This window comes from Bacillus mycoides, assembly GCF_001757995.1.
GTDB lineage: Bacteria > Bacillota > Bacilli > Bacillales > Bacillaceae_G > Bacillus_A > Bacillus_A mycoides_B.
This window is the reverse complement of record NZ_LXLV01000009.1, coordinates 25,378-39,731: the sequence shown is the minus strand read 5'-3', so window position 1 is coordinate 39,731 and position 14,354 is coordinate 25,378. Positions and strand designations below refer to the sequence as shown.

15 protein-coding genes and 1 riboswitch are annotated in these 14,354 nt (G+C 36.1%); of the genes, 5 read left to right on the top strand and 10 right to left on the bottom strand.

Going from position 1 to position 14,354, the window contains the following annotated elements; genetic code table 11:
* Window positions 1-91 precede the first annotated feature (91 nt).
* The 6 genes from BWGOE10_RS01675 to BWGOE10_RS01650 form a co-directional block, all read right to left on the bottom strand.
* Window positions 92-838 (bottom strand): HAD family hydrolase, encoded by a 747-nt coding sequence (locus tag BWGOE10_RS01675; RefSeq protein ID WP_070140664.1) that lies wholly within the window; start codon window positions 836-838, stop codon window positions 92-94.
* Window positions 839-1,021: 183 nt separating this feature from the next.
* Window positions 1,022-1,927 (bottom strand): diacylglycerol kinase, encoded by a 906-nt coding sequence (locus BWGOE10_RS01670; protein WP_002010051.1) that lies wholly within the window; start codon window positions 1,925-1,927, stop codon window positions 1,022-1,024.
* Between the two features lie 476 nt (window positions 1,928-2,403).
* Window positions 2,404-3,831: an Asp-tRNA(Asn)/Glu-tRNA(Gln) amidotransferase subunit GatB gene (gene gatB / locus BWGOE10_RS01665; protein ID WP_070140663.1), complete on the bottom strand. Its 1,428-nt coding sequence runs from the start codon at window positions 3,829-3,831 to the stop codon at window positions 2,404-2,406.
* A gap of 14 nt (window positions 3,832-3,845) precedes the next feature.
* Window positions 3,846-5,303, bottom strand: coding sequence for an Asp-tRNA(Asn)/Glu-tRNA(Gln) amidotransferase subunit GatA (gatA, locus tag BWGOE10_RS01660; RefSeq protein WP_002113505.1), 1,458 nt, complete (start codon window positions 5,301-5,303; stop codon window positions 3,846-3,848).
* Window positions 5,304-5,317: 14 nt separating this feature from the next.
* A complete protein-coding gene (gatC, locus tag BWGOE10_RS01655) occupies window positions 5,318-5,608 on the bottom strand; it encodes an Asp-tRNA(Asn)/Glu-tRNA(Gln) amidotransferase subunit GatC (RefSeq protein ID WP_000086999.1) in 291 nt (96 codons plus the stop codon).
* A gap of 141 nt (window positions 5,609-5,749) precedes the next feature.
* The gene (locus tag BWGOE10_RS01650; RefSeq protein WP_002029490.1) at window positions 5,750-5,986 is read right to left on the bottom strand and encodes a YiaA/YiaB family inner membrane protein; all 237 of its coding nucleotides are present in this window, start codon (window positions 5,984-5,986) and stop codon (window positions 5,750-5,752) included.
* 231 nt (window positions 5,987-6,217) lie between these two features.
* On the opposite strand from BWGOE10_RS01650, the gene BWGOE10_RS01645 reads away from it, so the two are divergent.
* The 4 genes from BWGOE10_RS01645 (at window position 6,218) to BWGOE10_RS29415 (ending at window position 8,687) form a co-directional block, all read left to right on the top strand.
* Window positions 6,218-6,700, top strand: a complete 483-nt coding sequence (locus BWGOE10_RS01645; protein WP_070140662.1) for a MarR family winged helix-turn-helix transcriptional regulator — start codon at window positions 6,218-6,220, stop codon at window positions 6,698-6,700.
* A gap of 75 nt (window positions 6,701-6,775) precedes the next feature.
* The gene (locus BWGOE10_RS01640) at window positions 6,776-7,957 is read left to right on the top strand and encodes an ArsA family ATPase (RefSeq protein WP_098786356.1); all 1,182 of its coding nucleotides are present in this window, start codon (window positions 6,776-6,778) and stop codon (window positions 7,955-7,957) included.
* On the top strand, window positions 7,950-8,141 hold the full coding sequence (locus BWGOE10_RS01635) for a DUF3926 domain-containing protein (protein ID WP_070140660.1): 192 nt from the start codon (window positions 7,950-7,952) through the stop codon (window positions 8,139-8,141). The genes BWGOE10_RS01640 and BWGOE10_RS01635 overlap by 8 nt, the downstream gene beginning before the upstream one ends.
* A gap of 63 nt (window positions 8,142-8,204) precedes the next feature.
* Window positions 8,205-8,687 (top strand): HXXEE domain-containing protein, encoded by a 483-nt coding sequence (locus tag BWGOE10_RS29415; RefSeq protein ID WP_081338057.1) that lies wholly within the window; start codon window positions 8,205-8,207, stop codon window positions 8,685-8,687.
* 167 nt (window positions 8,688-8,854) lie between these two features.
* On the opposite strand, the gene BWGOE10_RS01630 is transcribed toward BWGOE10_RS29415, so the two are convergent.
* Genes BWGOE10_RS01630 through BWGOE10_RS01620 form a run of 3 tightly spaced genes read right to left on the bottom strand, consistent with a single transcriptional unit; the run spans window position 8,855 to window position 11,405 of the window.
* Window positions 8,855-9,709, bottom strand: a complete 855-nt coding sequence (locus BWGOE10_RS01630; RefSeq protein WP_070140659.1) for a MetQ/NlpA family ABC transporter substrate-binding protein — start codon at window positions 9,707-9,709, stop codon at window positions 8,855-8,857.
* A gap of 21 nt (window positions 9,710-9,730) precedes the next feature.
* Entirely contained in the window at window positions 9,731-10,396 is a 666-nt protein-coding gene (locus tag BWGOE10_RS01625) for a methionine ABC transporter permease (protein ID WP_070140658.1), read from the bottom strand.
* Window positions 10,386-11,405 (bottom strand): methionine ABC transporter ATP-binding protein, encoded by a 1,020-nt coding sequence (locus tag BWGOE10_RS01620; protein WP_070140657.1) that lies wholly within the window; start codon window positions 11,403-11,405, stop codon window positions 10,386-10,388. The genes BWGOE10_RS01625 and BWGOE10_RS01620 overlap by 11 nt, the downstream gene beginning before the upstream one ends.
* Window positions 11,406-11,529: 124 nt before the next feature.
* A riboswitch (SAM riboswitch) is annotated at window positions 11,530-11,634 on the bottom strand.
* 217 nt (window positions 11,635-11,851) lie between these two features.
* Between BWGOE10_RS01620 and BWGOE10_RS01615 the strand changes: the two genes are divergently transcribed.
* Complete coding sequence (locus BWGOE10_RS01615) at window positions 11,852-12,421, top strand: cysteine hydrolase family protein (protein ID WP_081338056.1); 570 nt, start codon at window positions 11,852-11,854, stop codon at window positions 12,419-12,421.
* A gap of 316 nt (window positions 12,422-12,737) precedes the next feature.
* On the opposite strand, the gene pruA is transcribed toward BWGOE10_RS01615, so the two are convergent.
* Complete coding sequence (gene pruA, locus BWGOE10_RS01610) at window positions 12,738-14,285, bottom strand: L-glutamate gamma-semialdehyde dehydrogenase (protein ID WP_070140655.1); 1,548 nt, start codon at window positions 14,283-14,285, stop codon at window positions 12,738-12,740.
* Window positions 14,286-14,354: the final 69 nt, after the last annotated feature.

Below are 14,354 nucleotides of genomic sequence, written 5' to 3'. Positions count from 1 at the left end.
CTCTTCCTAGTATTCATCCCATTCCCTTACTATCTCGGCATAAAAAATAAGTCTATAAAGACTCATATAGAGTCTTTATAGACTTTTTCATTTATACATTAGACTTTCCTTGTTTCCAAATAAACTCACCTGCATGAGAAATTAAATCTTCAACAGATTGTAATACTAAATCTGCAAGTGGTTCTAACGTTTGACGATTACCCGTACCAGATAGTACGCCAATTGCATAGCAGTCGCCACCATTTTTCGCTAAATGTAAATCCGTCGGTGTATCCCCGATGACTGCTACTTCACATGTCTCTAAATTAAATCTCTCACAAAACGATTCTACAATTTTTTTATCTGGCTTCTGTGCTGGAAATGTATCTGAAGCTATAACACAATCAAAAAAGTCTTCCAATTGATATTGCTTTAAAAATAATTCTGTCGGCGCGAAATCATCAGCTGTAACGACACCTAGAATAAATCCTCTATCCTTTAACGCTTGTAAAACTTTCGGTAAATCTGCCGTCATTCTCATATGTGAACGATGCTCGTACATAAGAGCAAACAACTTTTCACTCACCCATTGATGCATCTCTTCTTCTCTAGATGATGCAATATACTTACAAAGCCCCTTTGCCACATCAAGACTCGTTCCAGCAGCGAGCGCACTACGTGGATGAACAAATGCTCCATCTACACCAATCTCTTTTAATAAAGCCTGCTGCATTGATTCTGGTAGTTGATATAAATTTATACATTCAGCAACAAGCTCTTCAGCTACTTTTATCCAAATTGAATGAAAATCCATTAATGTCCCATCTTTATCAAATAATATTGCTTTTACCTTCTCCATAGCACCCTACCTCTCATTTCTTATCTCTTCCAGTGTATCAATAAAATATGGATATAAAATAAACGGATTGTAAAAATACCATAAAAATCAAACTAACTTCCAATTTACAATTCGTCTAAACTTTAATCAGCCGGGGCATCTTATTACTCGCAAATAGTGAGGTAAAAACAAAAAAAGATGCCTTTACAGGGCATCCTCTTGATGTTCAGGAACAAATAGTTCTAGACAATGATATATATTTTCGAATTCCATCGGCGCATCTCCACCATATTCACCATCTAAGTTGATCATTAATTTATCAGGTGAATGAACTTTAATACGATTAGCTTGTGTATATAGCACTTTTGGATTGTTAATATGTTCCCCACGCTGCGCTTGTGTTGCTGCTTTAATTAAATCAGCTATAGAACCTTTTTTCAGTACTAATAAATCAAATAACCCATCGTTAATAGATGCATATGGTGCTACTTTTTCGAATCCACCAACTGAACGAGTATTCGTAATTAAAAACATCGTAATTTCTTCTTGGAGCAACTTCCCATCATACTCAATTTCAACATATGTTGGATGTAATGATGGTAACATTTCGATTCCTTTTAAATAGTAAGCAAGTTGGCCTAATACCGTTTTTAACTTGCTTGGTACTTCATATGTTAATTCTGTAATACGGCCGCCACCAGCGATATTAATGAAATATGTATCATTCGCTCTACCAAGATCTAACGGTACCGTTGTTCCTTCACAAATAATATCCGCAGCCTCTTCAATAACACGAGGTACACCGATCGCACGCGCAAAATCATTTGTCGTTCCAACTGGAATAATTCCAAACTTTGGACGATGCTCATGTCCTACTAAACCGTTCACTACTTCATTTAATGTACCATCACCACCAGCTGCGATAACAACATCAAACTTACGATCCGCAGCTTGCCTCGCTGCCACAGTCGCATCTCCAGGACCAGTTGTCGCATGACAAGACGCTTCATATCCAGCTTGTTCTAATTTTTGTAATACTTCTGGTAAGCTCTTCTTAAATAGCTCGCGCCCAGAAGTAGGATTATAAATAATTCTTGCTCGCTTCATCATTTATTAGCACAGGAAATTCCTTATTCATTGAAAAACGAATACACCGAACCCTTATTCAGTATCCCTATGCCTACCTCCTCTCATCTTCCTATCCTTCTTTAATTCCGCTCAAACAGGCAGTAAGAACCCGATTCGTGTAGCCCATCAAAAGTAACTATTCACCCATGATGGTTTTGCTTTATTTAACCAATAAATTTATGTCTATCCATTCTCTCACATCAATTTACATATAATGAATAATAATTATCTATTATTTCATGAGATGAAAAAACTCTCTATGTCTAGATTTATCATTATTCCCACCTTTTTGCAACTATCATACCATAGTTGCTATACAAACATTTTTTCACTTTTGACAGTTAATCAAACGTTTGTTTAAATTATTTTTCACCATTTAAACAAACGTTTGATTAACTCAGAAAAAACACCCGATACGGGTGTTTTTTCTGTTTAATCTTTAAAATCCTAGACTATTTTTATCGCTTATTAATTTCTTCAAGTAAGATTTTGTTAACAAGCGGTGGATTGGCTTGTCCTTTTGTAGCTTTCATAATTTGACCAACTAAGAAGCCAATTGCACGGTCTTTACCGTTTTTAAAGTCTTCAATAGATTGCTCATTATTATCAAGAATTTCTGTTACAACCTTACGAAGTGTTCCTTCGTCAGAAATTTGAACAAGACCTTTTGCTTTAACGATTTCTTCTGGGTCTCCACCTTTTTCAATTAATTCGTTAAATACTTTCTTCGCGATTTTAGAAGAAATTGTACCTTTTTCAATTAATTGAACCATTTTAGATAAGCCAGCAGGCGTTAACGCAACGTCTTTTAATTCTTTTTGTTGTTTGTTTAAGTATGCAAGTACTTCACCCATTAACCAGTTTGATGTTAATTTCGCATCTGCACCATCTACAATTGTTGCTTCAAAGAAATCAGACATCTCTTTCGTTAATGTCAATACGTGTGCATCATAAGCCGGTAAGCCAATTTCTTCAACATAGCGAGCTTTACGTGCATCTGGAAGTTCTGGAATAGAAGCACGAACTTCTTCTTTCCACTCATCATCGATGTAAAGTTCAACTAAATCTGGCTCTGGGAAGTAACGGTAATCGTCAGATCCTTCTTTTATACGCATTAAGATTGTTTTCTTCGTTGCTTCATCATAACGACGTGTTTCTTGTTGGATGATACCACCAGATAATAATTCTTTCTCTTGGCGCACTTGTTCATGCTCAAGACCTTTTTGCACGTAAGTGAAAGAGTTTAAGTTTTTCAGTTCTGCTTTTGTACCGAACTTCTCTTGTCCAACTGGACGAAGTGAAATATTCGCATCACAACGAAGAGAACCTTCTTCCATCTTACAATCAGATACACCTGTATATTGAATGATTGATTTTAACTTCTCTAAGTACGCATATGCTTCTTCTGGAGTACGCATATCTGGCTCAGATACGATTTCGATTAAAGGCATACCTTGACGGTTGTAGTCTACTAATGAACCGTCAGCTGTATGCGTTGATTTACCAGCATCTTCTTCTAAATGAAGACGTGTAATACCGATACGTTTCTTTTTACCGTCTACTTCAATTTCAATCCAACCATTTTCACCAATTGGCTTATCAAATTGAGAGATTTGGTAAGCTTTCGGATTATCTGGGTAGAAATAGTTTTTACGGTCGAACTTCGTTTCCGTTGCGATTTCACAGTTTAATGCCATTGCAGCTTTCATTGCAAAGTTAACTGCTTCTTTATTTAAAGTAGGAAGTACCCCTGGGTATCCTAAGTCAATTACACTTGTTTGTGTATTTGGCTCCGCTCCGAATTCTGTTGGACTCGCAGAGAAAATTTTCGAATTTGTTTTTAACTCAACGTGAACCTCTAAACCAATAATTGTTTCTAAATTCATCTATGCTCGCCTCCTTACAGACTTGCTTTTTTTGTATGATAGTCTGTTGCTTGCTCAAACGCATGTGCAACGCGGTAAATTGTCGCTTCATCGAAGTGTTTACCAATGATTTGTAAACCAAGTGGCATGTTGTTAGCACCGAATCCACATGGAACAGAAATCGCTGGAACACCTGCTAAGTTTACTGGAATTGTTAAAATGTCATTTGCATACATTGTCATTGGATCGTCCACTTTTTCGCCCACTTTAAATGCTGGAGTTGGTGTTGTTGGTCCAATAATAACATCGTAGTTAGCAAATACATTTTCAAAGTCATTTTTAATTAATGTACGTACTTGTTGTGCTTTTTTGTAATATGCATCATAGTAACCAGAGCTAAGAGCAAATGTACCAAGCATAATACGACGTTTTACTTCATCACCGAAACCTTCGCTACGTGTGTTTTTGTAAAGATCTAATAAGTTATTTACATTATCAGAACGAACACCGTAACGTACGCCATCAAAGCGTGAAAGGTTAGCAGATGCTTCAGAAGAAGATAATAAGTAATACGTTGCTAGGGCGTATTTAGAGTGCGGAAGAGATACTTCCTCCCAAGTTGCGCCCATACCTTCTAACACTTTTAACGCAGCTAGTACTGACTCACGAGCTTCTTCGCCAACACCTTCGCCTAAGTATTCTTTCGGTACAGCAATGCGTAAACCTTTAACGTCGCCTGTTAAACCAGCTAAGTAGTTTCCTACTTCAACGTTTGCAGAAGTTGCATCCATACGGTCAATACCTGAAATAGCTTGTAATAAGTATGCATTGTCTTCTACTGTACGTGTAATCGGTCCGATTTGGTCAAGTGAAGATGCGAATGCTACTAATCCGTAACGAGATACGCGTCCGTAAGTTGGTTTTAAACCTACAACACCGCAATATGCAGCTGGCTGACGGATAGAACCACCCGTATCAGAACCTAGGGAGAATAATACTTCTCCTGCTGCTACTGCCGCTGCAGAACCACCACTAGATCCGCCTGGAACGTAATCTAAGTTCCATGGATTTTTTGTAGCGTAGAAACCTGAGTTTTCATTTGAAGAACCCATTGCGAACTCGTCCATATTTAATTTACCGATTGTAACTGTGTCAGCAGCTTTTAGCTTTTGTACAACTGTCGCATCGTAAATTGGATCGAAGTTTGCTAACATTTTGCTCGCACAAGTTGTACGAAGACCGTTAGTTACAATGTTATCTTTTACACCGATTGGCATACCGAATAATAAACCATTATCCTCAGCACCAATCTTTGCATCTAATTCTTTCGCTTTCGCGCGTGCATTTTCTTCATCTAATGTAAGAAAAGCTTTTACGTTATCTTCAACATCCGAAATACGCTTGTAAGATTCTTCTACTAAATCCGTAACGGAAATTTCTTTGTTGTTTAACTTCTTATGTAACTCTGATACAGAATGATCAAATAATGACATCGAAATTCCCTCCTCTATTCTAATACTGCTGGAACACGGATTTGATTATCTTTGTGATCCGGTGCATTTTTTAATACTTCTTCTACTGGTAAACCTTTTTCTGGCACATCTTCACGCATAACATTTTTCATAGTTAATACATGAGTTGTTGGTTTTACATCTGTTGTATCTAATTCATTTAACTGTTCTGCAAATGTAACAATTGCATCTAGTTGTTTTTGGAATTTTTCTGCTTCTTGATCAGTAATTGCAAGACGTGCTAAATGTGCTACGTGCTTTACATTCTCAACGGAAATTCTTGACACGGCTAGGCCACCTCCATAATATATCGTTCAATCTACAATACTATTGATGATACCAAATTTCCAGTACTTCAAGCAAGTCAACACACGGCACTTACGGCATTTTTACATAAAAAAAGAAAGGCAAGTGCCTTTCTTTACAATTTACTCTTTATCTAACGATTTATTTTTCGGAAATCTTTCATTATCTTCCTCATTATCACGAATTGTTTTTTGTAATACAAAACAAGACATCGTTAAAAATAATGTTCCGATTAAATAGTACCCTTTTACACTAAGCGTTTCATCTAACGTGTAAATCCCAATTAGCATCCCTGAAAGCGCACAAACAAATGAAGTCCATGCTAAAAACGTGAACGCTTGCGTATTTCGTCTTCTCATCGTTCTCCCCCTCGTTAGCTGCACACCCATTATAGATAAATATATTTATTACAATGGGTTTTTATGTAAAATTCCTTTTTCTATTTATTAATCTATCACAAAAAATTTCTATTTTGAAGATTTTTTTCTTTCTAATCTGAAAAAACAGTCAAAAGCATTGACATTTATTTCAATTCCACATAAAATAAAAACAAATATTACGAACCTCGAAATATACGGGAGTGGAAATAATTGTTGCAATATGAACATTTTTTAGACTTACTGCTAGATAACGCCAAGAAACTTTTCTATCCTGAAGAATGGGTAAGCCTTGATTTAACACTTTCCAAGACAGAAGTATTTTGTTTACTTTGGATGGAGCGAAATACAGATATTACAATGACAAAAATTGCTGACCTTCTTGATATACCGATGAGTACAACGACAGGCGTTGTAAATCGCCTTGTAAAAAAGGGATATATTGAACGATACCGTGATGAAAGCGATCGACGTATTGTATTAATTCGTTTAACAGAAAACGGCGTAATGCTCGTTCAAGAAGTAAAACAAAATGCAGCCCATTACTTTAGCCTAGTGACGGACGCACTATCAGAAGAAGAAAAAGCATTCTTACTACAAATCTTCCAAAAGATTATGAATCACATAGCTACGTCACAGCAAAAAACAGAAGAAAAGGTTTCTACACCTAAAATGAAAAACATTCCGATTGAATAAAACCCTAGCTGGGTTTTTATTCAATTAAATATTTCGTAACTCGTAATATTCGACACTCGAAACAAAGGGGATAGAATGATGAGAATTATTTTGTATACGGGTAAAGGCGGCGTAGGAAAAACTAGCATTTCAGCAGCAACAGCACTTCAAAGTGCAAAACAAGGATTAAAAACATTAGTAATGAGCACAGACCCCGCTCATAGTTTAGGAGATTCATTCGGTATAAAGTTATCTTCTGAGCCATTAGAAATTCGTGAAAATTTATGGGCACAAGAAATTAATACGATTTATGAAATGGAAAAAGGCTGGGGAAAATTACAGAAATACATTACCTTGCTATTCACTTCCAAAGCAGCTGATGATATTACAACAGAAGAATTAACAATGTTTCCTGGTATGGAAGATTTAATTAGCTTACTTCGAGTACTCGATTATTATAAACACAACACTTACGACGTCATCATTATTGATTGCGCACCGACTGGAGAAACTTTAGCAATGCTAAGCTTTCCAGACATGCTCGGCTGGTGGATGGAAAAACTCTTTCCTATTAAAAGAAAAGTTCTAAAAGTCGTTCGTCCTGTAGCTCAACCACTTCTTGGTGTTCCCCTTCCAACCGATGATATTATGGACGAATTAACAAATACGCTTGAACAGCTTGGAGAAATGAGAGATATTTTATCAAACCGAGAAGTAACAAGTATTCGCGTTGTTGTAAATCCTGAAAAAATGGTCATTAAAGAAGCTCAGCGCAGCTTTACGTATTTAAACTTATACGATTATAACGTAGATGCCATTATGATTAACCGCGTCATCCCTAACACTGTCACCGATCCTTATTTTCAAGCGTGGAAAGATACACAAAAGAAATATAAAGCATTAATTCAAGATAGTTTTCAGCCACTTCCTATTTACGAAGCCCCGATGTTTGAACAAGAAGTTGTTGGTTTGTCTATGTTAGAACGTGTAGGAGATGCTTTATTTAAATCTGACTCTTCTCCTACGGAAGTGAAATTTAACGGCCGCACACAATATGTAAAAAAAGATGGTGATGAGTATATTTTCGTTCTGTCTATACCCTTCTCAAACAAAAGTGAACTTTCATTAAATCAAAAAGGTGATGAACTTATTATTCGAGCCGGTTCTGCAAAACGAAATATCACCTTGCCTAAAACATTAACACACCTTTCTATTCAAGGAGCTAAGTTTGAAGATGATGTACTAAACATTCGGTTTGGAGGTGTAGTACATGCATGATGAACTACTAAGAAAGGTAATTCGTACAAAAATAAAAGTCGGTATACGTATATTAGAAGAGCTGCCCAATCCAATCCAGCATCACGCTAAACAAGCGCTAAATATTTTACAGGAGGAGCTTTCTTCTTGCATCACAGAACAACCGCAACCTGAAAGCAGTTTAAAAAGTATCATAATTGAATAACTATATTCGTATAGAAGGCCTTTTCTTATAGGCTTTCTATACCTTTATTGGAGCTGATGTAAGTTGATGAAAACATCTTCTGCAAGACATTTCACTACACGTACACTCTGGTTAATCCCCTTTTTATTTTTCATTCATAACCTTGAAGAAGCTTTCCAGATGCCACAATATCTTGCTAATCAATTTTCGATTCATTTTATAAATAACAAACAATTTTTCATTGCAATTTCCATCTTAACAACCCTTGTCTTACTCATAGTCATTCTATATCAATTAAGCATCATATCCTCTATTTACTGGATCATTTTTATACAGGGCTGTATCTTTTTTAACGCCGTTCAACATATTATTTTGTTTTTTATTTATCGTTCTTATAATCCGGGAGTAATATCAGCATCTATTATTATCCTATTTTCCCTTTTCTTATTTTCATCAAAAAAACTATTACTCCATAAAAAGAAATTAGCAATTACACTCATTTTTAGTTTACTCTCTTACCCAATCATAATTTGGATTACCTTATTATTAGCTTGCTGCTTTAATTAAAAAAAGACCAGGAAAACTCCTGGTCCATCACTCTACTTAACGAACATTGGATTCTATGTTATACAAAATTGGAAGGTACAGAATTAGGGTTTTGTTTGTTAAGTAGATTATATGTTGAACGAGCTAACAGTGGAGGGGTTCCTACTGTTAGTCATTAAACCCGATAATTATTTTACGATTTTTTCAAGCTCATCGAGTGAAAGATCTACTGAAATTGAACCATCATTTGTTTCTTTCTTAATTGCATCTGTTACTTCTTTTGAATGGTATAACTCAATTACTTTTTTCAGTGTTGGATCATTTTTATCTTTCGTACGAGCTGCGAAAATATTAATATAGGCCTTTGCATTTTCATTATTTGGATCTTCTAAGAAAATTGGATCCTTCGCTGGGTCTAATCCAGCTTGACCAGCAACACCATTATTAATAACTGAAGCCGCTACATCTTTTAATACACGAGGTGTTTGCTGTGCGATAACCGGTGTAATCTTTAACTTCTTCGGATTTTCAGCAATACCGCTTGGATCTCCAAATAAACCGAAATCTTTCTTAAGCTTTAATAATCCAGCTGCATCAAGAAGTTTTAATGCACGAGCTTGGTTCGTTGGATCATTTGGAATAGCAATTTCTGAACCATCTGGGATTTCATTTGCTTTATTATATTTTTCAGAGTATAAGCCCATCGGTGCAATTTGCGTTGTACCAACAGCTGTAATATCTAACTTATGCTCCTTTTTAAATTGCTCTAAGAAAGCAATGTGCTGGAATGAGTTTAGTTCAATATCTCCATCAGCTAACGCTTTGTTGGGCGTTGTGTAATCAGAGAACTCAACCAGTTTAATTTTAATCCCTTCTTTTTCAGCTTTTTTCTTTAAAATTTCCCAAGCGTCTCCATCTGTTCCAGTTACACCGACGCGAACTACTTTCTCTTTCGCTCCTGCACCTGTGTCTCCACCTGAGCAGCCGCTTAAGGCTGTAATTCCTACAATCGCTGATAATGCAAATGCTAAAATTTTCTTCATTTTCTTTTCCCCTCTTCCTTTTTATGATCTGCGTAAAAAGACTTTCGCAAAGTAGTTTCCTAAATTTTGAGCTACCTGTACAAGAATAATAAGTAAAACGACCGTTACGAACATAACTGACGTATCAAAGCGTTGATAACCATATGTCATTGCTAAGTCACCAAGACCACCACCACCGACAAGCCCAGCAACTGCAGAAAATTCAATTAAACCGACCGTCATAAACGTGACACCTAAGATCAATGGCGCTAAAGCTTCTCGCACGAGGATTTCAAAAACAATTCTAAGTGGTGAAGCACCCATCGCTTGAGCTGCTTCAATTACCCCTTTCGGAACCGAAACAAGATTTGTTTCAACCATTCTAGCAATACCAATTGATGCAACTAACGTCATTGGGAAGATTGCTGCTGCCGTTCCAATCGTCGTTCCAATAACGCTTCTCGTTACCGGACTTAAAGCTACTAAAAAGATAATGAATGGAACAGGACGAATTGTATTAATTACGATATTAAGAATAGAAAAGACCCATTTATTTTCTAAAAAGTTTCCTTTTCTCGTTACGTATAAAAGTAAACCTAGAGGTATACCAAGAATTGTAGCGAATATAAGGGTTACAATTACCATTAAGAGGGTATCCCCCGTCGCATCTAATATGCGAGGCCAAAATATACTCCAATCAACTCGCATGAGCTTCTACCTCCTTCAGCTGCACTTGCAGTCTTAGATGTTGTAATGCTTTTTGAATTTCTTTCTGTTCACCTTGTAGTTCTACAAGAAGATTTCCAAATAGCACATTTTGAAGTTCAATAATATTTCCGTACAATACATTTACATCGACGTTATAGTTTTTCGCAATATATGATAGTACAGGCTGCCCTGTCTCTTCCCCAGTAAAAGTCAGGCGATAAATCTGACCTCCGTTTTGAATTTTCGCTAGAACACTTTCTGGTAAGTGATCATTAATAACAGAGCGTACAAAATTTTGAGTTGTCTTTGTTTTTGGTTGTGTGAAAACATCAAACAGTTTTCCTTCTTCAATTACTTTTCCTTTTTCCATAACGGCTACACGGTGACAAATTTCTTTCACAACGTGCATTTCATGTGTAATAAGTAGAATCGTTAAATTGTACTCTCTATTTACTTTCTTTAATAAATTTAAAATTTCTGTCGTTGTTTCTGGATCTAAAGCTGATGTTGCCTCATCACATATGAGAATATCCGGTGATGTCGCAAGTGCTCTTGCAATCCCAACACGCTGCTTTTGCCCACCTGATAACTGTTCTGCATAATAGTTCGCTTTATCTTCTAAACCAACAAATTTTAGTAGTTCATTCACTCTTTCTTTTATCTCATTCTTCGGCAATTTCGCTAACCTTAATGGATAAGCAATGTTCCCAAACACCGTTCTTGAATTAAATAAATTAAAGCTTTGAAAAATCATTCCAATTCTTTGTCTTAGTTTCCGTAATTCTTTCGCCGATAATGATGTAATTTCTTTATCATCTATTGAAATTGTTCCTGCAGTTGGTCTTTCTAACATATTTACTAAGCGTAATAACGTACTCTTTCCAGCACCACTAAATCCGATAATGCCAAAAATTTCGCCCTTCTCAACTGATAATGTTACATCCTCCACAGCATGAACAGATTGCCCACCTGATTCATATACTTTACTTACGTTATTAAAAGAAATCATTTTCTTCCCTCCTATATGCTGTAAAAACTTGAAGTAGAGCTTTCGAGGTAAAATAAAAAGTGCTCTCCTTCTTATCAGTAATAAAAGATAAGAAGGAGAGCACTTATATGTACTCGTTCACATCTTCTCATCTTCCAAGCCTATAAAGACTTGCTGGAGTTAGCACGGTATTAAAAAACCCGTTGCTGAGGTATCGTAGGGCCAGTCCCTCCACCTCTCTGGATAAGAATGTATCGATTTAATTGTCGTTTAATTAATTCTCATTATAGAACTCAGAATAGTGAGAGTCAATATATTTTTTAGAAAAATATTAATTATTTCTTTATTAAGATTTTCAAATAAAAATTCATAATAAAATAGTAATCTTTAAAGTTATGTAAAATTCTTCTCCCTCATATTTTTTAAAAGGATTATTTTTTCTATGAATTGAATAACATTATTTGAATATGAAATCAGAGGAAGGTGAATATATGAAAACAGCTCTATTACTCGTTGATATCCAAAATGATTATTTTCCAAATGGAAAGATGGAATTGCGCAATCCGGTAGAAGCAAGTGAGTATGCTAGTGAGCTACTAAAACACTTTAGAATGAACGGCGGACCTATTTTTCATATCCAACATGTAGCAATAAAAGATGATGCTACTTTTTTCCTACCTAATACAGAAGGTGTCCATATTCACGAGAATGTCCGTCCGCTTAGAGAAGAAACTGTTATACTCAAACATTATCCAAATAGCTTCCGAGGAACTAATCTTTTAGAACAATTACAACGTTTAGACATTGAACACATCGTCATATGCGGGATGATGACTCATATGTGTATTGATGCTACCGTAAGGGCTGCTTTTGATTTCGGCTTTCACTGTACCGTAATACACGATGCTTGTGCTACAAAAGATCTTTCATTTAAGAATGCTACTATACCAGCTGTTTATATTCATAATACAATTTTGGCAAGTTTAAATGGAGTATACGCCAATGTAATGAGTACAGAAGAGTTTTTAGCAACCTAAAAAAAACACTCCTTTCAGTGAGCAAAACCGAAAGGAGTGTTCTCTTGTCAAACCATAGATTTTCTTTCAAATTGTATTATACAGGAAATTCTCAAAATGAATACTAAAAAATATGACTAATAAGTCAATTTTTCTCGTTGTTTTGTTTCTATTTACATGTTTATCCCGCTATTAATAGGGTTTAGCTAGTTTCAAAGAATAAATGGTAATATACAGTAATTGTTTCTTGATTCAAATTAACTAGCTACCTCTAATATAGAGATTTCCTCAAAAAGAAGAGATCTTCACAGGATGTGAAGATCTCTTCTACTATTTCTTATAAAGTTTCAGAAGTAGTTTTTGCTTGCATGTGAAGTGCTAAGTAGTCAGGGCCACCAGCTTTAGAGTCTGTACCAGACATGTTAAAGCCACCGAATGGTTGGTAACCTACGATTGCACCAGTACATCCACGGTTGAAGTATAAGTTACCAACGTGGAAGTCTTCACGTGCTTTTTCAATATGGTCACGGTTGTTAGTAACAACTGCTCCTGTTAAACCGTATTCTGTATTGTTTGCAATTGCAAGTGCATGATCAAAGTCTTTTGCTTTACAGAATGCTACTACTGGTCCGAAGATTTCTTCTTTCATTAAACGAGCATCTTCTGCAACGTCAGCAACGATTGTTGGTTGGATGAACCAGCCTTTAGAATCGTCTCCTTCGCCACCTGATACGATTTTACCTTCTTCTTTACCAATTGCAACATAACTCATTACTTTATCGAATGCAGCTTGGTCATTAACAGGTCCCATGTTGATATCTTTTGCATCTGGGTTACCTACTGTTAATTCTTTTGTTAATTCAACAGCACGATTTAATACATGATCGTATACATCTTCATGGATTACTGCACGAGAACATGCAGAACATTTTTGTCCTGAGAATCCGAATGCTGATGCAACGATAGATTTAGCTGCTAACTCAAGATCTGCCTCTTTATCAACAACGATTGTATCTTTACCACCCATTTCAGCGATAACACGTTTCAACCAAATTTGTCCTGGGTTTACTTTTGCTGCACGTTCGTAAATACGAATACCTACATCACGAGATCCAGTGAAGCTAACGAAACGTGTACGAGGGTGATCTACTAAGTAGTCACCAACTTCAGAACCATTACCTGGAACGAAGTTTACTACGCCAGCTGGTAAGCCAGCTTCTTCTAATACTTCCATAAATTTCGCTGCTACTACAGGAGTTGTACTAGCTGGTTTTAGTAATACTGTGTTACCAGAAACTAAAGCAGCTGTTGTCATACCTGCCATAATTGCGAATGGGAAATTCCAAGGAGAAATGATAACACCTACTCCTAATGGAATGTAAGAGAAACGATTATATTCAATTGGACGGCTTTCTACTGGAATACCGTCTTTTAATTTCAACATTTGACGAGCATAATATTCCATAAAGTCGATTGCTTCTGCTGTATCAGCATCTGCCTCATTCCATGGTTTACCTGCTTCTTTTACAAGAATAGCAGAGAACTCATGTTTTCTACGACGAACGATTGCTGCAGCACGGAATAAAATGTCTGCACGCATTTCTGGTTTTGACTTTCTCCAAGTTTGGAATGTTGCATCCGCTACTTGCATTGCTTTTTCAGCTAATTCACGGCTTGCTTTTGAAACGCGACCAACAAGTTCCTCTTTATTTGCAGGGTTTACAGAAACAATTTTGTCTTCTGTAGTGATTTTTTCTCCCCCGATAATTAATGGATAGTCTTGTCCAAGATAAGCTTCTACTTTCTTTAAACCCTCTTCAAACGCTAACTTGTTAGCCTCTACTGAAAAATCTGTAAATGGCTCATGTTTGTATGCTACTACCATCTTTTTAGCCTCCCCTTAAAAAAACGTTTACATTTTACAACATTATTCTACACGATAATTTAGATTTAT